A 23,737-nucleotide genomic window follows, 5' to 3' on the forward strand; every position below is an offset into this window, starting at 1 on the left:
ACGATCATGGAAAAAGCATTATTAGATCTAACGCGTTTAGGGATGCGATTCCCAACGCCAGATGGCGAGTTCATCGCGCTTAAGAACGTCGATTTACAAATCAATAAAGGTGAGTTTGTATCCCTAATTGGTCACTCTGGCTGCGGTAAATCAACGGTATTGAACTTAGTCGCAGGGCTACACATGCCAACAGACGGCGGCGTGATCGTCGATGGGCGAGAAGTAGCTGGACCGGGACCCGACCGCGCAGTGGTGTTCCAAAACCATTCATTATTACCTTGGCTCACTGTGTATCAAAACGTTGAGCTCGCAGTAAAACAAATTGCCGGCAAAAAGGGCAAAGCGTGGATTCAGGAACAAGTGAATCACTATTTGGAGTTGATTCAAATGCAGCATGCCGCGCACAAAAAGCCGGACGAAATCTCGGGCGGTATGAAGCAGCGAGTCGGCATCGCCAGAGCACTGGCACTTCAACCAAAGGTTCTGCTGATGGATGAGCCATTTGGCGCGTTGGATGCGTTAACTCGTGCGCATTTGCAGGATGCACTGATGAAGATTCAAGCCGAGCTAAACAATACCGTCATCATGATTACCCACGATGTGGATGAAGCGGTGTTGCTATCCGACAAAATCGTGATGATGACCAATGGACCGGCGGCAACTATTGGTGAAGTGTTAGAAGTGAATCTACCGCGCCCTCGTGAGCGTGTCGCACTGGCGGATGATGCGCACTATCAGAAGTGTCGACAAGCCGTGTTGAAGTTCCTTTATGAGAAGCAATCCAAAGTCGAGATTCCTGCTTCGAAAGAAGACAAACCCAAAACCGCAGCGCAAACGGCATAAGGAGGCAGCGATGAACAGTCCTTTAACGATTCCAGTAAAGAACGCATTGAGCCACATCGTTGTGGTAGGCAACGGTATGGTCGGGCAACACCTCGTCGAGCAATTAGTGCAGAAAAACGCGCATTTGGAGCACCGAATTACCGTGATTGGTGCAGAGCGCTTTATCGCGTATGACCGTGTACAGTTGTCCTCTTTGTTTGCGGGTAAGTCTCATGATGATTTGATGCTGAGTAACCAAGAATGGTACGACATGCATGGCATCCAACTCGTACTTGGCAGCCAAGTAACAGGCATCGACAGAGAGCAAAAGCGCATTCTGCTTGATGGTGAAGATGTGCTGGGTTACGACCAACTTGTGCTCGCGACCGGTTCTTACCCGTTTGTGCCGCCAATTGAAGGTAAAGACCGAGACAACGTGTTTGTCTATCGCACGCTTGATGATCTTTCACAAATCAAAAAGGCATGTGAAGGCGCAAGAACAGGCGCAGTCATTGGCGGCGGCTTGTTGGGTTTAGAAGCGGCAAACGCACTCAAACTATTGGGGTTAGAAACTCATGTTATTGAATTTGCGCCTCGCCTGATGCCCGTGCAGTTAGACGATGGTGCAGGCTTGGTGTTAAAAGAGAAGATTGAAGCGCTAGGGCTAACCGTGCATACCTCAACGGGGACGGAGCGAATCTGCGATGGTGAAACCGCTAAGCATCGTATGGTGTTTAAAGACAATGATCCCCTCGAAGTGGATGTGATTGTCTTTTCCGCAGGGATTCGCCCTCAAGATGAGTTGGCAAGGCTAGCTGAGCTAGAAGTAGGCGAGCGAGGCGGCATTGTGATTAACAATCAATGCCAAACCAGCGATGAGAATATTTACGCGATTGGCGAATGTGCCCTTTGGGAGCAGAAGATCTTTGGTTTAGTCGCACCCGGTTACACCATGGCGAGAACCACTGCCGATGTCCTGACTGGAATGCCAAGCGAAGGTTTTAAAGGTGCAGACATGAGCACCAAACTCAAGCTACTTGGGGTGGATGTGGCGTCTATCGGCGATGCACAAATGCAAACCGAAGGCGCACAGGAGATGGTATTGCAAGATGCGGTTGCAGGCATCTACAAAAAGCTGGTGGTTGATGCGAGCGGTACCCAATTACTAGGTGCGATTCTCGTCGGTGACAATAGCGACTACGATGCGCTCTTACAGTGTTATTTGAACAAAACGGTCCTGCCAGACCACGCGGCGAACCTGCTATTTGATACCGGAATGCTGGATGGAGAGATGCCAGACAGCGCCATCATCTGTTCTTGTCACAACGTCACAAAAGGTGACTTAGTTGCCGAGATTCAAGCTGGCACAACCAACCTGACGGACCTTAAAGCCAACACCAAAGCCGGTACTGGCTGTGGTGGCTGTAGCAATATGGTGAAGTCGGTATTGGATACGCAATTGGCAGCCATGGGGGTAGAGGTTAACAACCACCTTTGTGAGCACTTTGAGTTAAGTCGCCAAGAGATGTTCCATATTTGCCAAGTGGAACAGATCAAAGACTTCGACACCTTAATCGCACTGCATGGCAAAGGGCATGGGTGTGATATCTGTAAGCCGACAGCAGCATCAGTGTTTGCTTCTTTGTGGAATGAACACATCATGGAGCCACAGCATCAATCTCTACAAGATTCTAACGATGCCTTTATGGCAAACCTGCAAAAAGACGGCTCTTACTCGATTGTACCTCGTGTTCCGGGGGGCGAAATTACACCAGACAAACTCATCGTACTTGGTGAAGTCGCTCAGCAATACGATCTGTACACCAAGATCACTGGCGGTCAGCGCGTGGATTTATTTGGCGCGCAGTTAGAACAGCTTCCTGAAATCTGGCAAACCTTAATTGATGCTGGTTTTGAAACAGGGCACGCCTACGGCAAATCGGTGCGCACCGTGAAATCTTGCGTGGGTTCTACTTGGTGTCGCTATGGTGTTGATGACTCGGTCGGATTAGCCATTGAGTTAGAGAACCGCTACAAAGGATTGCGAGCGCCCCATAAGCTTAAGTTTGCCGTATCGGGCTGTACTCGTGAGTGTGCAGAAGCGCAAAGTAAAGACATTGGGGTGATCGCCACTGAAAACGGCTGGAATCTATACGTTTGTGGTAATGGCGGCATGAGACCAAGACACGCTGATTTGTTTGCATCCGACTTATCCAAATCAGAGTTGATCACCATGATTGACCGAGTTTTGATGTTCTACGTCAGCACCGCTGATCGCTTGCAGCGTACGTCTGTGTGGATGGAGAACATAGAAGGGGGCTTAGATTACCTTAAGCAAGTGATTTTGGATGACTCTCTCAACCTATGTGACTCTTTGGATGAACAAATGGCGCGCGTCGTAGATACCTATCAATGTGAGTGGAAGAGTACGCTGGATAATCCTCAAAAATTGCAACGCTTCCGTCCTTTCTTGAACAGCACGTCGGGCAGCAAAGTCTTGCCGTACCAACGTGTGCGCGGTCAGCGTATTCCAGTGAAACAGGAGGTGTAAATGGCAGCTTTAACCAAAGTGATATTGTGTCAGCTTGATGACCTAATGCCGTTCATCGGTGCCACGGTGTTGATTGAAGGCGAGCATGTCGCGTTATTCTACATTCCAGATAGCGGTGTTTACGCCGTTCAAGATTGGGACCCAATTGGTAAGGCTTATGTGATGAGTCGAGGGATTGTCGGTGATATCGATGGTGAGATGTGTGTTGCATCACCGCTATACAAACAACACTTCAGTTTAAAGAGTGGGCAGTGTTTGGAAGACGAAGCGCACTGTCTAAAAACGTGGCAAGTAACAGTCGACGATAATCAGGTTTGTTATTTAGTCGAAGAATGATCCTCGAAATTAGCTTGCTCGATATGAGTGAATGCTTAGCGTAAGAGATAAGCGAATAAAGCTCCAGAGACCACACGGTAAGGCTCTGGAGCTTTTAATTATTCGGAAGGATTCACTTGTAGCTCGGTATAGCCAGTCGAGTCGTCCATCGCTCTGGTAAACTCAAGTTCTGGATAAGAATGGATGATCAATTCTGCGGTGGTGTCTATAACCGTGCCTTCCATTAAATGCCCGCCCCAGACTCGTCCATCACGATCAGACACCGAGATATGAACGTGCTGATGTTCAGGCGTCAGTGTTCCCATCACAGAGACGATTTCAAATGGCTCTTGTTTGGTTAACGTACACTCTGCACCTGCCAAACGAAGATTGAGGTCAGAGACACAGCCAACGCATGAGGCAATCGAGCCTGCTTTGATACCGTGCTTCTCGACCAATTTCGCTAGGCTCAGCTTTAAGTCCATGCCTTTGGTAAGACGAACTGCTATCACTTCAATCGACATATTACTTCCTAATTAAAACCAGCAAGCAGGAAAGCGCCGTATCCAAGTCTGCATAACGTTTGGCTTTGCCAAGTACGCGCATACCTTGCATGTTGTTGAGAACGAAACGAGCGAGCTCTTCTGGTTTCAGCGTTTTTGGCACTAAGGTTTCTTTTTGCGCATTGGTTAGTGCATCCGCAATGATGTCGATAAGATGGTCAAACAAAAAATGCCCTTTGCGCAGCACGTCATCGTCTTCGCCAGCGTGCTCAATCAACGCATTTTGAATAAAACACCCACAGTTGCGTTTGCGTTGCAGCTCAGCAAAAGATTTAAGGAACGATTCCAACTCGGGTAAAGATGCGTCGTCTTTTTCCAAATCATTCAGTGACGGTAGCGAGACCTTTTTCAAGTAAGTATCGAGCGCTTCGTAGTAGAGCTGTTGCTTGTCACCGTAGGTGTTGTAAAGACTGAAGCGGTTGATGTTCAACTCGTCGGTGAGATCAGAAATGGATGTATTAGCGAAACCTTTGCGCCAAAAAACGTCCATAGCGACTAATAGTTTTTCTTCTCGATCGAAGTTGGCTTTTCTTGCCATATGCGTACCTACCTGAGCGGTTTTTCTCAAACCACTCCTAAACTTATTGATCAACTTTTGGGAAATGAAGTTCTTGACTGATCGTTTATAAACTGGCTACAGTATATCCTAACCAATCGGTTAGAAAAAGAAAAAGGATATAAAATGAAGCTCTACGAAACCGCGATAACTCCAAGTTGTAAGCGAGTTAGCATTTTTTTAAAGGAAATTGGTGGCGATGTTGAACGCATCGCTTTAAATGTACGTGACGGCGAAAATCTAGCGGAAGATTTCAAGCAAAAAAGCGTCAATGGAAAAGTGCCATTGCTTGAGCTTGAAGATGGCACGACGATTTGTGAGAGCGTCGCAATTTGTCGTTATCTGGATGAAGCGTTTGAAAATAATTTAGCTCTGTTTGGGGCAAACCAACTTGAGCGCGCGCAAGTGGAAATGTGGCATCGCGTGGTGGAGTTTCAAGGTCTGTACGCTGCTTTTCAAGCATTTAGAAACATCACAGCTATCTACGAAGATAGAGAGCGTTGCGTTAAAGAGTGGGGTGAAGAATCCAAGCAACGCGTGCAAGAGTTTTTACCGTTGTTAGATAAGCGACTTGGTGAAAGCGAGTTCATTGCCGCTGACCATTTTACTATCGTCGATATTACAGGCTTTATTTTGATTGGTTTTGTAATTAAAGGCCTAGAAATCGATGTGCTTACTACTGCACCAAACATTGCGCGTTGGTATGAGCAAGTTTCAGCTCGGCCTGCATTTCTAAGTTGATGTACCAGCAGCGAGTAGATCATTGCTCGCTGCTATTGCCTTTTGAATTCACAAGGATATTCAAATTCTTCAGCTTTTTTCTTATTTTGTCTCCTATCGCCTATAATTGGAAAAACAACCTCAATGGGCTTCAATACGTTTTAGAGCCTAGCGCTCTTAGTCTGTAGACGTTCTTTTCATGGTGGGAAGTCTATTAATAGACAAGGAGAGGTCATGCGTATTCAAGTTAAAACTATCAATAATGTTCTTATTGCTCTTTTAATGGTTTCGGTCTTTGGTCTCGTCGCGCTGTACCTCAATAACACACAGCAGAATGAACAGATTGAAAAACTGCAAAGTCAGTTAATAGAGAAAGAGCACCAGATATTAATCTCCAATGAGGCGCTGTCTTACACTCGATATCAACACCAGTTATTAGCTGAAGATTATAGTCGTTTTAGAAATGAGCAATCAGTGACTAGTGTTCTGCGTTAGCGTGCCCGACTATCGTCTTAAGGAGGCGAATGAAATCCATTCTTTTGGTCGATGACAGTAAAACAGTACTACTTTATATCAGCAGTGCATTAGAAAAGCAGGGCTATGAAGTTATTGCTGTTGAAGACGGACAATCTGCACTTGAAGTGCTGACTTATCGCAAAGATATTCAGTTTGTACTTAGTGACTTAATGATGCCTGGCATTAATGGTATTGAGCTGTGTCGGCAATTAAAATCGCAAGTTAGCGAACGTTACATTTTCTTTGTTTTATTGTCCTCTAGAAATGACCAAAGCTCGATCGTGAAAGGCATCGATGCTGGCGCAGATGACTTTGTGGATAAGAAGACGTCTGTAGAGGAACTTCAGGCCAGAATCCGTGCGGGGTTTCGTACTTTAGAACTGCACAACAAACTCGTTGATAGAAATAAAGAGTTAGATGCAGCCTATCGAATGATCCATCAAGATTTACAGTCTGCTAGTCATCTGATGGAGCAACTACTCCCCGCTGAATCAACTATTCAGAATGTAAATTTTAGCTATGTCTACAAACCATGCTCCCAGATTGGTGGTGATATGTTGGGGTATTTTGAGCTTGATGAACAACATGTCGCATTTTATGTTTTCGATGTTTCAGGTCATGGTGTTTCGTCTGCTTTGATGGCTTTTTCTATCCAACAGACGTTATCTCAAAATCTGGGACCTGATTCGATAACCATGGAGCTAAGAGATGGCGACTACTGTATCAGTGAACCAGCAGCCGTTATTGATCGGCTAAACCGACGGTATCAGCAAACTAGGAACAGTCAGCTTTATTTCACCATGGTTTATGCCATTCTTAATACAGAATCAGGACAACTTCGCTATTGTACTGCTGGTCATCCTAAGTTCCTTGTTTGGCGAGCGAGCACCGAAACTACAGAGCTGGCGGGTGAAGACAACTTTATGATTGGCGCTTTGCAGCCGATGGAGTACGTTGGTAATCAAATTATTCTGAGTGAGGGGGATGTAGTATGGCTTTCTTCGGATGGTTTGATAGAAGCGAGGCGAGGCGATGTTTTCAGTACAAAGGTTGGCATCAAGTATAAAAGCTGTTTGTACTTCGCAATTAGAAGCAGAAGTGCAGGCTAGATGTGTCTTTGAACAAGTACAATCTTGGCAGAACAAAGATGAGTTTGATGATGATGCGAGTCTTTTACAAGTAAGGTGGCGTGGCTGATAGCCTAGGGATAAAGGAAAAGAATGTTCCAGAGCGAGTTTAAACGAACTTACGGTGGATCCCTTACTCGCTCTCGAAGTGCGAGCAAAGAGGTTGCTAAGTTTTTAATGGATAATCAAGTATCGTTAAGTACGGCTCAGTCGTTGGAGCTTTGTGTTGTTGAGCTTATGAACAATGCTTACATCCATTCTTACAGTGAAATTGAAGGCAAGCCGATAGACGTGGAGTGTAGGATTAGATGTGACCAAATGTCAGATTTCATTGAACTTAGGGTTTCTGACTACGGAGCGTCAATCAATGAAATGACATTCAACCAACATAAAAATAAACAGATTGAGGCTCCTAACTTAATGGATGATGATAGTTGGTCTGCTTCAGGTCGTGGACTGATGTTAGTCGCTCAATTATCTGACCAGTTCAAGTTAGAAAAAGAGATTGCAAAAAACACGTTTGTTTTAGTGAAGAGGAACGGCGAAAAACTAACAACCAAGCGAGATCTATTCACCCCACCTGGTCCCTAGCGTTAATCTGACGGTTACGTTGTATGTTATTGTTATTTTGTATTTGTGGTTGGTGCAAGCGACAATAATGCTTCCAACTCTTCTGGTGTCAGTATATCACTGATGTTTAGCATATTGCTCTCATCATCTAACGCCATCTTTGTACGACTAAGCAAGTACCTCTTTTGAGTTGGCGTTAAGTCTTTGAGAGACTCAATCAGCTCCTTGAAATTGCTATTGTTCATTGCCATATTTCCCCCAGTTAAGCCTTAATTTGTTTTATTGCATATTCTTCAAGTAAGCAAAGATTTGTTGATTAATGGCAGCTAGCTCTTTAGTAACTATAGCTATATCTGAGCTATCTGGCTCGCTATCGTTTCTTGTTTCTGCTTCTATTTTTGTGAAAACAATGACAGCGGTTTCTTCACCAAAGCTTTCTAGAGTGCCCTTTAGACTGTGAGCCAATAAGTAGAGTTCCGGCCAACATTTGTTTGCGTACAACTCATTGATACGCTGTATGTCATTGGCGTGGTCTTCTAAGTATGTGGAAAAAACGGTGACGATAAGATCTACGTCGTTCTCCATGTATTTATTGAGAACATCAAAATTAATCATGTTTACCTCTGACTAACCGCGAGGTAGAAAAATGTATAGGATAGGAACGTTGAAGTGGGGGGGAGTTGAGCGCTGAACAGTGTGCTTATCACTTGAGCTAGACTCATAAAAACAAAGTTATTGTTCGGTACACTTTGACTTATATACAAGTGTCTATGATCTAATCTTTTGTGCAAAGCATTTTGCACTCGTGTCGTGGCAACACAAGTTACGTGATAGTGGGTTCCAAATAAAATGCTGGGTTGGGAACAGTCTTGTCTACCTAGTTTAAAGTAATCATCAAACAAGTAAGCCAAGCGCTCGCCAACTTTGACTGTTCCTTCAGTCAAGGTTAACTCTCCTAATTGAGTACAAATACAAGCTAGCAACCTAGTTGCATAATGGCAAGTAGCTTGACGCAAAAAAGGGGCCTTGCGCCCCTTTTGTACAATTAGCTTTGCTTGGAGTCCTGTTCTACCTGCCTCATTAACTCATTCGCTTTCTTCATTGCACGTCTTGCGCTTGTGGTCCTTCTCTTATTGAGTAGTATGTCGGAGAAGCGCAGGTATTTATCTGCAGTTTTGAATCTCAAATCGTTAATATCTTGAAAACCGATAGGAAAGTTCTTCGAAAACTGATCAACATCTTTCACTAAGTTATCGAGGTGAGTTGTTGTTCTTGCCTTTTCTAGGCGGTAATAGAAGTTTTCAAATTCCTCTTGGAACAAAATTCGAGCAGCCTCGTCCGGAAATGGTAGAGGATCGTTAGAGTCTAGCGCGGTCTCATACAGTTTCATTTCGAGAACTGCATCTTTCATCGCGTTGCTTATTTTTAAGTTGTTTTGATGCTCTTCAACGTTTGAGAAGAAAGTATTCCCAACCTTAATTAGCGCAACAAGTGCTGCAGCATCTTTATTTTTGAGTGCTTCAGTTAGGTGTTTACCAAAAACATCGCTAGATAATGAGCTTGGTGTAAATGGGTAATCCTGATGAATTTGATTTAACTCATCTTTCAGTTCATAGATGGACTTACTGTCTTCTTCTTTACTGTATCGAGACTTTTCCAGTTGGCTATTGATTTGTCTGGCTATCGAAAGCAATGTGGAGTGCTTGCTTGATTGAATATCTAACGCCAGAACTTCAATTTTATGTGAGTCAGGGTAGTAGGCTTTTGCTTTGTTTAGTACAGACTCGATTTCATCATAATTTGGATAGTTGTTAGCATCAGAATTCAGAACCTGATCAATCTCAGATTCAAACTCACTTAGAAGGTAGCTCTTGTGCTGACGTAGTAAGCCAGCTTTAATCACCGGGTGTAAGTTTTTCTCACTATTAATCAGTGACAAGCTTTTTTCTGGCGGTGTATCGAGCAACCATTCCTGCCCATTAATCTGATCATTTTGCTTGTTAATCGCTATTTCTAAATCAGAGATGGTTTCTTGTTGTTGTTGATAGCCAAATACGATTCCGGTAACCAATAGTACGCTTGCAGCTACACCACTAACGATAGGCCAATATCGCATGTTCAACTTTTGTTTTAACTGCTCTGGGGTAAGGTCTTTGGGGATGATGCCAGTTGAAAACACGCGTGCAAAGATAGGCCACTTAGATACTGGCATATTAGCAGGTTTCGAGACCTTCATTTTCTTTTTGAGAGCTTCATTAACAGGAGTTCTTGAATAAGGATGCTTGCAACTCAATAACTCGTAAGCAATACAAAATAGCGCAAACATATCGTCGCTTAAGTTTGGCTCTTTACCCGACAACAAGTTGAGCGATGCGTAGTTTGGAGTATAACCAAGAGTCTCCACACTTTCGGATTTACGTTTAGCTGCGTATTGATCTTGCTTTAATTGATGAGTTTTAGATACACCAAAGTCGAGTAATTTAACATTACCTTCAGACGTTAAAATGACGTTAGCGGGCTTTAAATCGGCATGCACGACACCAAGTGAATGGGCGTAAGACAGCGCGTCAAGTACCTGATTTAGAATCGATAAAGTTGCGTTAAACTTCAACCCATGCGGCCTAGATCGTTGTATTAAATTCTCTAATGTTTCCCCGTTAATATATTCCATCACTAAGAAGTATATTTCGCCATCAACACCAAAATCAAAAACCCTAATAATATTAGGGTGGCTTAATCTTTGTGTTTGCTGAGCTTCACGTATCAACATGCGTGCAGTCTCTGGTTGAGATGCAAACTCTTTTTGTAAAATCTTTAATGCTACGTAAGGGGTTTCTGAACCTGAAGATTCTAATATCTTATCTTTTGCCAAATAAACATCACAAAGTCCGCCATGGCCAAGAACCGACTCGATTTCATATCGATTTTTGACAGTTGTGCCTATTAAATTCTCATTAATAACATCTTTGTCATTATTTGATGTGTTATTTTTATTGTTTATTTTCTTATTAACTAACGGAGTGTTTTCTTTTTGAGACAGTTTTGTATTTGTTTCATTTTTATTTTGAACGGAGCCTTCATTGCTAGCAACTTTATTTGATTGAATTGCATTGTCTCGTTTTTGAGTCTTTACAATTTTAGTTTTGTCTCCGCTATCTTTATTATTTATAGAATTGTTTTTATTGCTGTCTTCCATCACAAGAACTCCGTATAAATGATGGGGGAATATATACCTTTCTGCTCAATGAAAAGTCATTATGTTAGAATTTCGCGGCCAAACTAACATTCGTTTTTTTATTGATGAAAGTCTAAGTGTCAAAAATTTGAACTTGGTTGGATAATTAAAATTGTTGAACAATACGTGATTGCTTTGATAAAAAAATGATTCATTATTCCGTGCATGATTTTCAATGGCAGGTTTAAGGTTTTTATTAATCTTACTGTTAATAAGAAAGTGACTAATAATAAAATTAAAAATAATATTTAGCAGGTCTTTGGCGAGGTTTACATGAAGTTGGTTTTAACCATAACAAGTTTTCACAAATTTACTCCAGAGATAGAGAGTGAGTTTGTGTTTGAATCAAGTGATGAGCATGCCAAGGTTACATTTGGTCGGTCTGAACAATGTGATTGGACACTGCCAGACCCCGAAAGAGTAGTATCTGGAACTCACGGAGAGCTCATCAAGTTTGGTGATAAATACTTGATAAAAGACTTATCAACTAATGGCACGTTTGTTAATAACGCTGTGACACCTGTGGGCCAAGGAAATGAGATTGCACTAAGCGACGACGATACGGTTAGTTTAGGGGATTACCAAATTTCAGTAAGTATTCAAACGAGCACTGAGGCATTCAATAATCAGGAAAGTAACTTTCGTTCCAGTTCAGAACCTGAAGCATTCTCGAGTTCATCTGAAGCAGAGTTTGTAGACCTCGGCCTTAGTGCCAGTGAGCTTTTGAATGAGAGTGTTCCTTCTGACTTTCAATTAGATATTGGATTAGTCGATGATTTCATTGATATCCCCAAACCAGAAAAACAGAGTGTAGATCCTACACCTGTACCGGAAACCCCACGTCAGCTAGAACGTCAGCCAACTCCCAAATTTGATAGTAAAGGGAGCGAGCTTGCGGCGTTCATTAAAGGAGCGGGTATTGATCCAACGATGATTCCCAGCGACAACAGAGAACAATGGTTTGAACAGCTGGGGGAATCATTTTCTTTGATGTTAGTTGGTTTAATGGAAACACTGCACAATCGTGCGGTATTTAAACAAACAAATCGACTTAGTCATACTGCGTTTCGGAAGTCAGAAAATAATCCTCTGAAGTTCTCTGCGAATTTAGAAGATGCAATTCATAACTTATATAACCGTCAAACTGCAAGTTTCCTAAAGCCAAGTGCAGCCATTAAAGAAGCGTTTAGTGATATAGAAAGTCATGAACAAGCGTTAATGAAAGGTGTTGAGGGTACGGTTTCAAGTGTTATGTCGCTTGTTGAACCTACGTCGATATACTCAGAAGCTTTAGCTAAAGACACGGTTATTAATAAGGTTATTCCAGCAAGGAAATATGCTCAAAGTTGGAAGCGGTTTGAGGATATTCATGAAAAGCTATCCGATGACATTATCAATAAAGAATCTCCATTTTATTTAGAAGATTTCGCTAAACACTATGAGTTAGCATTAAAAAATAAAAGCTAGGAAATAGGGTGATGAAAAGAGTTTATCAGTACATTTTGTTATTAATTTCAATGGTTTTATTTGGATGCTCAGCAGCCAATTTAGTTGTTGATCCATATTCAGATTTAGAAATAACAGCAAATCACAATATTAACCCTGACTCCAATGGTAGGCCATCCCCTGTAGTCGTGTATGTTTTTGAATTAACATCAAATACCCTTTTTGAAAGTCAGGATTTTTTTTCAATTTATGAAGAAAGTGAAAAAGTCTTAGGCCCTGATTTAGTGAATAAATATGAAATATCATTAACTCCAGGTCAGAAAGAAACATATCAGGCAAGTATGTCTCCAAAGACTGAATACTTAGGCATTGTCGCAGCGTTTCGAGATATTGAAAATTCAAATTGGCGACAAGTCATTGAAGTGGATAAGACCGGTTACAACACCTATCAAATTCTGTTAGAAGATCTGTCTTTGGTCGTAAAATAACGTTTAGTTGGCTAATTATAAATGACGCAATATTCCAAGACGGCTTGGTGCGAAGGGATGTTTTTACGTCCCCAGCACTTTCAACAACATGAACGCGCAACCTCTCAGGAATTCAAAGGCTTACATCAGTTTGGTGGGGCTTATAATTGGGGGGTTTGGAAATGTCGAGTAAAAGAACATGCATTAAAAGATGGTCTGATTGAATTAGATCACTTTGAGGCAGTTTTGCCAGATATGACTCTGGTTAATACCTTAACAGCCAGCGATTCGGTTGTGCCTTTATTTATTGATAAAGACGTAGAAAATACGTTAGTAAAAATCACTCTTCCCCTTTCAAATATCAAAGGTAAAAATGTTTCTGATGTAAGTGAGGCGATCGTTTCTCGTTATGTACTTAAAGACGTTGACGTTATAGATAATCTCACTGGGCAGGATGAAGAAACGATTCAAGTCGCAGCCCTAAACCTGGAACTGAAAGCCAGCAATGACAAATTAGCGGGTTATGTTGAGTTACCGATTTTGAAAATAAAAGAGGTAACGGCAGAAGGCGAAGTAATACTAGACGATTCGTATGTTCCACCGCTTATCAATTTACTTAGCGACAAAGTTATGTCGGCTTACTTGCGTAACGTTATTGCGATGACAAAGATGCGTGCCGACGTTATTGCGCAGCGATTGATTAAGGGCAAAGCCGCATCTGCATCTGCTGTTGATTTCATTATGCTACAAATGTTGAACAGGTATGAGGCGATGTTAAAGCACTTTAGTGACCTAGACAGGCTACATCCATTGGAATTAGCTACGACCCTGAAAGGTTATATTGGTGAATTAGCTACGTTTTCTGACAAAACCAAGAGGATGCCAAGCTTACTTACATACGATCACTTAGATGTATCAAGTGTTTATAGCGAATTGAATCAAGTTCTGAGTCAATATCTGAGCGTTGTCCTTGATCAAACAGCAAGCAAACTTCCTTTGGAGCCACGACAATATGGAATTCAAGTGACGCCACTTCCAGATAAGCGTTTACTTGAATCATGCCAGTTTGTGCTTGCGGTCAAAGCTGATACGACAACAGATGAAATCAGACGTTTAGTCCCGGCGCAGCTCAAGTTTGGACCAGCGGAGCAGATTCGTGATCTGATCAACAATCAGATTAATGGCATAAACGTAGCGCCATTGAGTGTAGTACCGAGGCAGATCCCTTACCAAACGGGTTATGTCTACTTCGAAGTAGTCAAGAAAGGCCCGTTTTGGATGAGGCTGAAAGACAGTGGTGGTATTGCGCTGCATTTATCGGGGCATTTTCCGAATGCTGACCTTGAGCTGTGGAGTATTAGTCAATAGGTGTGCTCAGTATGGAACAAACGATCGTAAAACCAACACCGGGTGGAAGAGCGCCCGCACCGAAACCACAATCAGAAAAGTCAGCAGATAATACGGTAGTTATCTCAAAAAGTCCTGAATTGGTGAATAACGATTCAGTGGTCGCTTATGGGAACAACCCTTTATTGGCAGAAGCGAATGGTCTTTTATCCATTATTGGTCAAATTCGAGCGACAGCGACTCATTCTGACCCGTTGTTTCTAAAAGAGACGTTGGCACAAAAGCTTAGAGATTATGAGAACCGACTACGTCACCACGACGTTGATTTGGACACTATTGATACGGCTCGTTACTGTTTGTGTTGCTCGTTAGATGAAGTGGTGCTCAATACTAATTGGGGGGGGCATTCATTTTGGAGCCATGACTCATTGCTTAGTTCTTTCTATGCCAGCAGCCAGGGTGGGGAAGCGTTCTTTAAGTATCTTGATAAGTGCATGGCGCAACCAGATACAAATTTAGATTTGCTTGAATTGATGTACGTGTGCCTATCGCTTGGGTTTCTCGGCCAATATCGTTTGGAAAAAAACGGACTGGAGTCTCACCGAAAACTGAGAAGGCAGATTATCGCTATTCTTAAGTCTTACGGAAGAGGGATACCTCAAGAGCTAAGCAATAGTATCGAACAACACATTTTGAATGGCTCTAAGGCTTCCGACAGAGCTCCTCTCTGGGTTGTGTGCTCCGTAACGGCTGCATTATTGGTTTGTATATTCATGTATTTTAGCTATGAGCTAAACAAGGCTTCCAACCGCACCTTTTCTCAATTAGTCAATTTGGTTCAACCGCAACAGCTTAACCAAGATACAACGTCAGAATCAAAATCAGCGCCAATTTCAGAAAGGATCTCTATGTATCTGGCAACCGAGATCGGGAAGGGGCTAATTAACGTCGAGCCGTTGCAAGACAGGGTAAGAATTTCGTTAAAATCGCAAGATCTATTTGAATCAGGTAGTGCTGATGTTGTTGCGTATATCCAACCCGTAATTTCTAAACTCGCTAGAACGTTGGAGTCGACCCAAGGCAAGATCATTGTAACAGGTCATACCGATGATAGGCCAATTTTCACGAGTAAATATCCTTCGAACTGGCATCTATCATTAGCTCGAGCTACTGCTATGTCTGAACAACTTATCTCGAATAGCGCACTAGAAGGTCGAGTCATACCAGAAGGGCTGGGTGATGCAAGACCATTGGTTGAAAACAATAGTGACGAAAACCGAGCTATTAACCGTCGAATTGAAATCGACCTCCTTGTCGCGAATTAATAACAGGTAGATAGAGATGCGTATTAAAGAAATTGGCAGAATATTTACTCAAAGGTGGTTTCTCGGTCTTATCGGTGTCGCTGCTTGTTCAATTTTTATTTGGGTTGTTGGTCCACTTATCACGATAGCGGGATATGAGCCGCTAAAGAGCGACTTCCAACGACTAGTCACGATTTTGGTGCTGGTGTTTGTGTGGGCTTTATTCAACGTGACTAAGCAGCACAAGCAAAAAGTTAAAGAAGACGAAAGTATTCAAACGTTACTTGAGGTTGATAGTCAGTCAGATAAAGAAGCGGCGAGTGAAATTGACTTAATGCGCGAGCGTATTGAGCAAGCTGTCAAAGTAGTAACGAAAACACATAAAGGAAAGCGAAGCTTATATGACTTGCCTTGGTATGTGTTGATCGGCCCTCCAGGGACAGGGAAAACAACAGTGTTAAAGCAGTCAGGGCTAGAGTTTCCGTTAGCGGATAGCCTTGGTTCTGACTCTATTGCTGGTGTCGGTGGAACTCGTCATTGTGATTGGTGGTTTGCAAATAAAGCCGTTCTGATTGATACGGCCGGTCGATACACGACACAAGACAGTCAAGAAAAAGTCGACTCTAAAGCATGGCACGGCTTCTTAGGGTTGTTGAAAAAATATAGAACGCAAAGGCCAATTAATGGTGCAATTGTCACGATCAGTTTAGCCAGTGTGATGTCGCAGACAAGAACCGAGCGAAGCCTTCATGCTCGAGCTATCAAGTCGCGCCTTCAAGAACTGAAGAATCAGTTAGGTATGCAATTTCCTATTTACGTACTACTGACCAAAATGGATTTAGTTGCGGGTTTCAATGAGTTCTTCTCTGATCTAAGTAAGGAAGAGCGTGAGGAATTGTTCGGTTTCATGTTTCCGCGTGAAGTGGCTGATGAAAGAGGGGTTATTTCTTTATTCAATAAAGAATTTCATGGCATGTTGGAGCGCCTTGATGCGCGAATGCTGAGAATCCTTGAAACTGAAGATGATTTAGAGAAGCGAGCACTTATTTTTGAGTTTCCTAAACAGCTAAGGGTATTGCAAGCTAACCTTGATGAATTTTTAGCGGAAATATTTGCACAAAATAGTTTTGAAGAGCCAGCCTTGATTCGTGGTGTGTTTATGTTGAGCTCGGTCCAAGAAGGCTTACCAGTCGATAAGTTAATGAATGAATCGACCAATGGACTTGGACTAAATCGCCTCGCTCTAGCAAAGAGCCCAACAGGGTCTCATAGTTATTTCGTGAAGAACTTGTTTGATAAGGTTATTTTCAAGGAACAACTGTTAGGAACGGTTAATCGTCACTATCAAAAGCAGTCAGGATGGATGCGCCGAGGTGTTTACATTGGCTGTGCTTCTCTACTGCTAGGTGCGTCTGCACTTTGGCTTATGAGCTACAAGTGGAATTCTCAGTTGATTGTCGATACCAATGAGCAAGCCGGCCATATTGAAGCAATGATTGGTGCTGAGAGCCTAGATTTTGAGGCGGATATTATCTCAGCCGTAGAGACATTAGACCGATTGATGACGCTTCCTCTAGGAAAGCAAAGCAACTACGGCGATGCTGATTCCGTAAAAAGGTTTGGTCTCTATCAAGGAGATAAAGTCTCACAGGCGGCAAACAATGCATATTCTGATGCGTTGACCCAATATTACGCTCCCTTGCTTCTTGATAGCTTGGTGACGGAAATGGAAAGTAATCAACAGCATCGAGAGTATTTGTATGAAACGTTGAAAACTTATTTGATGTTGTTTAATCCAGACAAATACCAACAAGATGAAGTGTTGGCTTGGTTTAACTTCTATTTTGAACGTCAATATCCGGGTGAACTAAATATAGACTTAAGAAAAGGTCTGTTACAGCACACTCAAAATTTATTAGAGAATAATGGACAAGGCTTTTCTTATAATACTGCTGCCGTGACTAATGCTCGCGAGGTTTTGACACAAATGTCTCTACCAGAACGTGCTTATCAGCGAATGAAGATACAATTTTCGAAGAGTCATGTTCCTTCATTTCGTTTGACTGATGTCTTGGGGCCTAAAGGGCTTGAGCAGTTTGAACGAGCGAGTGGAAAGCCGTTATCACAAGGCATTTCGGGCTTTTATACGTACAATGGCTTTCATAGCATTTTTCAGATTCAGATCAACCGTACAGTAAAAAGCCTAATGGAAGAGAACTGGGTTTATGGTGACGATCTTAAGGCTCATGAAATTGATCAAGATAGCGCTATTCAAGGAGTCCAATCTCGATACTATCAAGATTATGTGAATGAATGGAAAACTCTGATCGAAGATATTCAACTTAAGCAGGCTCCGAGCCTAGAGCTTGCAACAGAACAAGCTAGAGTTCTATCTGGAGTTGAAAGACCAATCGAATCGTTGTTGAGGGCAATCCAAAAAGAAGTTGGTTTGTCGAAAGTATCATTGTCAGAAAATCAGAAGGCCACTTCTGAAGTCGCTGGTAAGGTTGCCAAAGTTAAATTTTCGAATACGGCAGATAGACTAGACATGTACTTGCCTGAAGAAAATGGTTTCAATGTTGCACTGCCAGGTAAAGAAGTCGAATCTCATTTTTCGGAGATCTTACGTCTCGGCGAACAAGACTTTGATGATATTCAACAAGCTATGGTTAACTTGCGCTCGTATTTAAGCGATTTATCAAGCTCAGGTAATAATCAGAAAATTGCTTACAAAAGTATTTTAGATGGGACCGTTACACAAGATGTGGCTGCTTCCTTTGCTCGCGCTAAAGAACTTTTGCCTAGGCCATTTAATCAATGGCTAGGTGAACTTTCTCAAGAGTCAGTTAAGTTTGCGGAGAGCGGGTCGAAAGATCATCTAAATCAGCTTTGGGTTACGCAAGTGGTGCGCCCTTATCAGCGGACTATTGCGGGTAGATACCCATTCGAGCCAAATGCAAGCAGAGAAGTAAGGCTGAAGGACTTCAAACGTTTCTTTGGTTATGGAGGTACGCTTGACTCATTCTTCCAAGAGTATCTTGAACCGTTTGTCGATACTTCGAAAAGTCGTTGGCGATTAGAAAAGGAAATTGGAGTTCGTCCAGAAACGCTGATGGTCTTTCAAAGAGCGAAGCGTATCAGGCAGTCTTTCTTTGAATCTGATAATTCATTGCGCGTAGAGTTCGGTATGAAACCAGTGTATCTGGATCAGCACATTACTCGGTTTGTTCTAGAGCTAGGTAAGCAAGATTTGGTTTATAAGCATGGACCAGCACGAGCTAAATCCTTGAGCTGGCCTGCGGGTCAAGACCAGACTCGAATAGTGTTCACACCGCCAGAATCTAAACGTGAGATTGCCCATACTTATGAAGGTGAGTGGGGCATATTCAAACTGCTAGATCAATCACTTAAAGCAAGACCAGAATCGCGTAAAGACAACATAGTTATGATTGATTTAAAGGGAAATAAGGTGCAACTAGAGCTTATTCCGTCTAGTGCTATTAATCCGTTTTGGTCAAATGAAATGGAGAGGTTCAGATGTCCACGAACCTTGTAACATCAGCCTGGGGTTATATCGGTAAAATGCCTGCAAAAGGAGACTTTGTGAAAGATGGCTTATCACAAGATTTTTCAGAGCGCTGGCATGACTGGCAGCAGGCTGTTATTGCAGTCAGCAGAGAACAATTGGGTGAAAGTTGGAATGAGCACTTTTTAACCGCGCCTGTGTGGCACTTTGCTCTGGATGTTAGTTACTTAGAAGACTCGACATACATTGGTAGCATGATTCCTAGTGTAGATGCATGCGGTAGATACTTTTTCTTTACTATAGCTCGTGCCGTAAAAGGTGAAGCTGCGCAATATTGGGGGGACAAAGCTTGGACCGAGGACAGTGCATCTCTTGCCCTAGCAGTACTTGAGGACGACTTTGTATTTGATGTTTGGCATAAGAGCATGCAAGAAAAAAACGATTTAGTGGCGAATGTAAAAAGTGAAGTGCGGCCTCTTAAGTTTCTTTATCAAAGCCAAATATCTACGATTTTTCATGATCAAGGTGGAGCAGATCAAAGCGCACTTTTGAATTACCTCATTAAAGAAAAATTGAGTAAGCCATGCTTTTGGTGGACTGAAGGCTCGACTCTAGTTGAACCATGTATGTTTATGACCAGCGGTTTCCCTTCTATTGGTCAATTTTCTGCCATGCTTGATGGCGGCTGGAAAAAGTGGAATTGGTAGGATAGAAGAATGAATTGGAACTATTTTACCTTTGCTAAATCGCACGCAGGAAAAGTACGTCCTTATAACGAGGATGCTCTTTTAGATATGACAGAGCAGCATATTTGGGTTGTAGCCGATGGAATGGGGGGGCATAGTGCTGGCGACATAGCAAGCCAGATGCTAGTGGATAGAATCGCGCGCCATATGCAGGATGTCCCAAATACCAATATCGATGATATCCGGAGTGTGGTTCAAGCCGCGAATTTAGAAATTTATCAATACGCACAAAATCACTTAGACGGTAAAACGATGGGAACAACTCTTGTTTTGTTGTTTATCCAGGACGGGTATTACCACTGTCTTTGGGTCGGTGATAGCCGAATTTACCAGCTTAGAAATGGTCATTTTTCTCAAAAAACACGCGATCATAGTCAAGTTATGGATTTAGTCGATCAAGGGTTATTGGCATTTGAAGATGCTGAGTCACATCCTCTCGCAAATGTTATTACCAGAGCTGTTGGGGTAGATGAGAGTATCACTATTGATCAAGTTTCAGGGCAGTTGGCTGATGGAGACCAATTTCTTCTGTGTAGTGATGGGCTTTCTAAAGAATTAACGAGTGATGAAATTCACCGGACATTGTATGCGGACTCAGTAAATCAAGCAGGATTAGCACTCATGCATTCGGCGTTAGTGAGGGGTGCAAGTGATAACGTTACTTGTGCGTTAGTCAAAGTTCGCCAAGCGCAGACGGAATTTGAAGCAGTAACGAGAGAAGACGCGACGATCCCCGTTTTTCTTAGAGGGAGGTCTTATGAATAGTGAGATGTTCGATTGGTATGAACAAGCGTTGGCTCCTATATCTCAAGAGAATCCCACAGGTGTTGATCCTAGAGAAGATGTATCGCCACAGTCCGCTTATTACCGATTAAAAGATCAGCGTATGGCTGCGCGAAATGCAGAGCGCAATGCACTTATAGAAGAAGAAAGTATTTATACCCACAGTAACTTATGGCGGGTATTTATAGAAGAAGTACCAGAGATACTTACGAATCAATCTAAAGATTTAGAGTTTGTTGCTTGGCTTATAGAGGCTCTAACTCGATTGTATGGTTTTCGCGGTATGGGCGTTGGGTACAAACTCGCTACTGAGTTCATCGAGAAATTTTGGGATGATCTCTATCCAATGCCTGATGAGGATGGCATTGAAACAAGAATATCGGCGATTACTGGCCTCAATGGTATCGATAGCGAAGGAACACTTATTTTCCCTATTGCTTGTATCCCGCTTACTGACGTAGGCGTTGAGCAAGCGTATGCCTACTGGGAATATCAGCAAGCTATTGAGTTGGAGCGTTTAGATGAAGATAAGCGCCGAAATCGAGTCGATCTTGGCGCTACAGAGCTATCTGATATTACAACTACAGTTAAATCTACCTCTGATTCCTTTTATCGTGAGCTAATCGCTGATCTGGAGTTCGCCACAGAGTCATTTAATGAATTCAGTCAGCGATTAGATGAAGCGGTAGGTGATGTTACTCCTAGCTCTTATATATCAAAAAGGCTTGAATCAATACACTCGGCATTAAAGCATCTCCTTGGAGAGCGTTTTAATCAACCACAAGCTGTGTTTGAAGAACTGGAGGAGGTGGATGAATCTTCTTCTTCGGAACAACAAGTGAGTTCACAAAGTTCTGATGCACTATTAGCGACAAACATGAAATCACGAGAGCAGGCGATTAGACAATTGCAGCAAGTGGCTGATTTCTTCAGAGAGAGTGAGCCTCACTCACCAGTTTCTTACTCCATCGAACAGATCATTCGTTGGTGTGGAATGCCTCTGCCGGAGTTACTGGCGGAACTTATCTCCGACGGAGATGCAAAGAAAAGCTACTTCCGTTTGGTTGGCATAGCAGAACAAAATGAAAATTAATAAAGGGAGAATGGTATGACGAGTATCCACTCGAAACTGTCACGAGTACGGAAGCCTCGTGTCCACATTACCTATGATGTTGAAACTGAAGGTACAACTCTTAAGAAAGAGCTACCTTTTGTTGTAGGTGTAATGGGTGACTTCGCTGGTCAAAACACTGAAGCGTTGAAGCCATTGAAAGACCGCCGTTTTATTCAGATCGATCGAGACAACTTCGATGATGTGCTCAAAAAGATGAACCCATCGGTTAAGTTCAAAGTTGCGAACAAGCTTGCGAACGACGATTCACAGTTTGAGGTGGATTTGAACTTTAAATCAATGCAAGACTTTGAGCCCGCTGCGATCGTAAATCAAGTTGATCCACTGCGCCAACTGATGGAAACGCGTAATAAACTGCGTGATTTGATGACAAAAGTTGACCGTTCTGAAGAGCTTGAAAACATCTTAGAGGATGTTTTGAACAACACAGACAATCTGGCAAAACTTGCGGGCGAGTTAGATCTTGGCAAGAAAGCGAAGTCAGACAGTACTGAAGGAGCGGAATAATGACGACTGAAGCTGAAAAGCAGTTAGATCCAACTGTTAATGAACAAACAACTTCATTTTTAGATCAAGCTATTGGTGCAACTAAGCAGACAGAAGCCTCTCGTGCTGAAGAGCTAATTAAAACGCTCACTGAAGAAGCGATGAAAGGGACGGTTACTTGGAACAAAAACCTAACGGTAACTTTTCGTGAAGCGATTAATTTACTTGATAAACAGATTTCTGATCAGTTGTCTGAAGTAATGCATCATCCTGAATTACAGAAACTTGAAGGTTCTTGGCGTGGTTTAAATTATCTAGTGATGAACTCAGAGACGAGCTCTACTCTGAAAATTCGCATGATGAGTATGACTAAGAAAGAGTTACATAAAGACTTGAGTAAAGCGGTTGAATTTGACCAAAGCCAGATCTTTAAGAAAGTTTACGAGTCTGAGTTTGGCAGTGCAGGTGGTGAACCTTATGGTGCATTAATTGGTGACTATGAGTTTACCAACCACCCAGAGGATATTGAGTCGCTGCGCCTAATGTCAAATGTAGCCGCTTCAGGCTTCTCCCCATTCTTGTCCGCGGCCTCACCAGCACTATTTGGTTTTGATGAGTGGACTGAACTGTCAAAACCACGCGATCTAGACAAGGTCTTTGAGTCGCTAGAATACGCTCAATGGCGTTCGTTCCGTGAGAGTGCTGATTCACGTTTTGTTAGCCTGACTATGCCGAAAGTTCTGGCTCGTTTACCATACGGACAAGCCACTGCTCCAGTTGAGGAATTTGGATTTGAAGAGTTCGAAGTAGATCCAGTGTCAGGTATTGCTGTCAATGCTGAGCATAATGACTACTGTTGGATGAACTCTTCGTACGTTCTTGGTGTTAAGTTAACAGACGCCTTCTCAAAATATGGATTCTGTACAGCTATCCGTGGTGCAGAAGGTGGTGGTCGAGTGGATAATTTGCCAACACATTTCTTCATGAGTGATGATGGCGATCCTGATATGAAGTGTCCAACAGAGATTGGTATTACCGACCGACGTGAGGCAGAGCTGGGTAAACTTGGTTTCTTACCGCTTTGTCACTACAAAAACACCAACTATGCGGTGTTCTTCGGTGCGCAAACCTGTCAAAAACCGGCGAACCACGAATCTCCGGAAGCAACGGCTAATGCGGCGATTTCAGCACGTCTACCTTACATGATGGCGACATCTCGTTTTGCGCATTATTTGAAAGTAATGGCTCGAGATAAAATCGGTAGCTTTATGGAAGCGGAAGACGTTGAGTCTTGGTTGAACCGCTGGATTCTAGGCTATGTAAATGCTTCAGAGGGTGGTGGTCAAGAGATCCGAGCGAAATACCCTCTAGCAGATGCTCGTGTCCAGGTTAAGGAAATCCCTGGCGCACCAGGTTCTTACAATGCTGTAGCATGGCTTAAGCCTTGGCTGCAAATGGAAGAATTGACGACATCTTTGCGACTTGTTGCAAAGATCCCTCAGTCGGGTGGATAAGAGATGAATTG

22 protein-coding genes are annotated in these 23,737 nt (G+C 42.7%); 17 read left to right on the plus strand and 5 right to left on the minus strand.

Going from position 1 to position 23,737, the window contains the following annotated elements:
* The first annotated feature begins 6 nt into the window (after window positions 1-6).
* The 3 genes from ACWYVB_RS03090 to nirD are packed head-to-tail and all read left to right on the plus strand — an operon-like array spanning window position 7 to window position 3,709.
* A complete protein-coding gene (locus ACWYVB_RS03090; protein ID WP_457527927.1) occupies window positions 7-843 on the plus strand; it encodes an ABC transporter ATP-binding protein in 837 nt (278 codons plus the stop codon).
* Between the two features lie 10 nt (window positions 844-853).
* On the plus strand, window positions 854-3,373 hold the full coding sequence (gene nirB / locus ACWYVB_RS03095) for a nitrite reductase large subunit NirB (protein WP_457527929.1): 2,520 nt from the start codon (window positions 854-856) through the stop codon (window positions 3,371-3,373).
* Complete coding sequence (nirD, locus tag ACWYVB_RS03100) at window positions 3,374-3,709, plus strand: nitrite reductase small subunit NirD (RefSeq protein WP_457527931.1); 336 nt, start codon at window positions 3,374-3,376, stop codon at window positions 3,707-3,709. It abuts the gene before it with no gap.
* A 98-nt stretch (window positions 3,710-3,807) separates the two neighbouring features.
* On the opposite strand, the gene ACWYVB_RS03105 is transcribed toward nirD, so the two are convergent.
* Together ACWYVB_RS03105 and ACWYVB_RS03110 are read right to left on the minus strand one after the other, a co-directional pair.
* The gene (locus ACWYVB_RS03105) at window positions 3,808-4,212 is read right to left on the minus strand and encodes a PPC domain-containing DNA-binding protein (RefSeq protein ID WP_457527933.1); all 405 of its coding nucleotides are present in this window, start codon (window positions 4,210-4,212) and stop codon (window positions 3,808-3,810) included.
* A gap of 1 nt (window position 4,213) precedes the next feature.
* The gene (locus ACWYVB_RS03110; protein WP_005395660.1) at window positions 4,214-4,789 is read right to left on the minus strand and encodes a TetR/AcrR family transcriptional regulator; all 576 of its coding nucleotides are present in this window, start codon (window positions 4,787-4,789) and stop codon (window positions 4,214-4,216) included.
* Between the two features lie 144 nt (window positions 4,790-4,933).
* Here ACWYVB_RS03110 and ACWYVB_RS03115 point away from each other — a divergent pair, with 144 nt between their 5' ends.
* The 4 genes from ACWYVB_RS03115 (at window position 4,934) to ACWYVB_RS03130 (ending at window position 7,761) form a co-directional block, all read left to right on the plus strand.
* A complete protein-coding gene (locus ACWYVB_RS03115; protein ID WP_457527935.1) occupies window positions 4,934-5,548 on the plus strand; it encodes a glutathione S-transferase in 615 nt (204 codons plus the stop codon).
* Window positions 5,549-5,761: 213 nt separating this feature from the next.
* Entirely contained in the window at window positions 5,762-6,022 is a 261-nt protein-coding gene (locus ACWYVB_RS03120) for a hypothetical protein (RefSeq protein ID WP_005395662.1), read from the plus strand.
* A 29-nt stretch (window positions 6,023-6,051) separates the two neighbouring features.
* Window positions 6,052-7,152 (plus strand): PP2C family protein-serine/threonine phosphatase, encoded by a 1,101-nt coding sequence (locus tag ACWYVB_RS03125; RefSeq protein WP_457527937.1) that lies wholly within the window; start codon window positions 6,052-6,054, stop codon window positions 7,150-7,152.
* Window positions 7,153-7,263: 111 nt separating this feature from the next.
* On the plus strand, window positions 7,264-7,761 hold the full coding sequence (locus tag ACWYVB_RS03130) for an ATP-binding protein (RefSeq protein WP_457527939.1): 498 nt from the start codon (window positions 7,264-7,266) through the stop codon (window positions 7,759-7,761).
* Window positions 7,762-7,793: 32 nt separating this feature from the next.
* Here ACWYVB_RS03130 and ACWYVB_RS03135 read toward each other — a convergent pair whose 3' ends face one another.
* The 3 genes from ACWYVB_RS03135 to ACWYVB_RS03145 form a co-directional block, all read right to left on the minus strand.
* Window positions 7,794-7,985: a hypothetical protein gene (locus ACWYVB_RS03135; RefSeq protein ID WP_457527940.1), complete on the minus strand. Its 192-nt coding sequence runs from the start codon at window positions 7,983-7,985 to the stop codon at window positions 7,794-7,796.
* A 34-nt stretch (window positions 7,986-8,019) separates the two neighbouring features.
* On the minus strand, window positions 8,020-8,355 hold the full coding sequence (locus tag ACWYVB_RS03140; protein ID WP_457527942.1) for an Hpt domain-containing protein: 336 nt from the start codon (window positions 8,353-8,355) through the stop codon (window positions 8,020-8,022).
* 430 nt (window positions 8,356-8,785) lie between these two features.
* The gene (locus tag ACWYVB_RS03145; RefSeq protein ID WP_268978940.1) at window positions 8,786-10,936 is read right to left on the minus strand and encodes a serine/threonine-protein kinase; all 2,151 of its coding nucleotides are present in this window, start codon (window positions 10,934-10,936) and stop codon (window positions 8,786-8,788) included.
* Between the two features lie 312 nt (window positions 10,937-11,248).
* Here ACWYVB_RS03145 and tagH point away from each other — a divergent pair, with 312 nt between their 5' ends.
* The 10 genes from tagH to tssC are packed head-to-tail and all read left to right on the plus strand — an operon-like array spanning window position 11,249 to window position 23,726.
* Complete coding sequence (gene tagH / locus ACWYVB_RS03150; RefSeq protein ID WP_005395675.1) at window positions 11,249-12,442, plus strand: type VI secretion system-associated FHA domain protein TagH; 1,194 nt, start codon at window positions 11,249-11,251, stop codon at window positions 12,440-12,442.
* A gap of 11 nt (window positions 12,443-12,453) precedes the next feature.
* Window positions 12,454-12,909 carry a type VI secretion system lipoprotein TssJ gene (gene tssJ, locus ACWYVB_RS03155; protein ID WP_005395676.1) on the plus strand — a complete coding sequence of 152 codons (456 nt, stop codon included), beginning with the start codon at window positions 12,454-12,456 and terminating at the stop codon, window positions 12,907-12,909.
* A gap of 21 nt (window positions 12,910-12,930) precedes the next feature.
* Entirely contained in the window at window positions 12,931-14,256 is a 1,326-nt protein-coding gene (gene tssK / locus ACWYVB_RS03160; protein WP_104972680.1) for a type VI secretion system baseplate subunit TssK, read from the plus strand.
* Window positions 14,257-14,267: 11 nt separating this feature from the next.
* A complete protein-coding gene (gene tssL, locus ACWYVB_RS03165; RefSeq protein ID WP_457527945.1) occupies window positions 14,268-15,560 on the plus strand; it encodes a type VI secretion system protein TssL, long form in 1,293 nt (430 codons plus the stop codon).
* Between the two features lie 16 nt (window positions 15,561-15,576).
* Window positions 15,577-19,095 carry a type VI secretion system membrane subunit TssM gene (gene tssM / locus ACWYVB_RS03170; protein WP_145473018.1) on the plus strand — a complete coding sequence of 1,173 codons (3,519 nt, stop codon included), beginning with the start codon at window positions 15,577-15,579 and terminating at the stop codon, window positions 19,093-19,095.
* Entirely contained in the window at window positions 19,077-19,772 is a 696-nt protein-coding gene (gene tagF, locus ACWYVB_RS03175; protein WP_104970766.1) for a type VI secretion system-associated protein TagF, read from the plus strand. Before tssM ends, tagF begins: the two co-directional genes overlap by 19 nt.
* Window positions 19,773-19,781: 9 nt before the next feature.
* The gene (locus tag ACWYVB_RS03180; protein WP_005398381.1) at window positions 19,782-20,576 is read left to right on the plus strand and encodes a PP2C family protein-serine/threonine phosphatase; all 795 of its coding nucleotides are present in this window, start codon (window positions 19,782-19,784) and stop codon (window positions 20,574-20,576) included.
* The gene (gene tssA, locus ACWYVB_RS03185) at window positions 20,569-21,687 is read left to right on the plus strand and encodes a type VI secretion system protein TssA (RefSeq protein WP_268978939.1); all 1,119 of its coding nucleotides are present in this window, start codon (window positions 20,569-20,571) and stop codon (window positions 21,685-21,687) included. The genes ACWYVB_RS03180 and tssA overlap by 8 nt, the downstream gene beginning before the upstream one ends.
* A 15-nt stretch (window positions 21,688-21,702) precedes the next feature.
* Window positions 21,703-22,233, plus strand: a complete 531-nt coding sequence (tssB, locus tag ACWYVB_RS03190) for a type VI secretion system contractile sheath small subunit (RefSeq protein ID WP_005396385.1) — start codon at window positions 21,703-21,705, stop codon at window positions 22,231-22,233.
* Window positions 22,233-23,726: a type VI secretion system contractile sheath large subunit gene (gene tssC, locus ACWYVB_RS03195; protein ID WP_005396386.1), complete on the plus strand. Its 1,494-nt coding sequence runs from the start codon at window positions 22,233-22,235 to the stop codon at window positions 23,724-23,726. Before tssB ends, tssC begins: the two co-directional genes overlap by 1 nt.
* The last annotated feature ends 11 nt before the right edge of the window (window positions 23,727-23,737 follow it).

The organism is Vibrio sp. JZG10, from assembly GCF_054064075.1.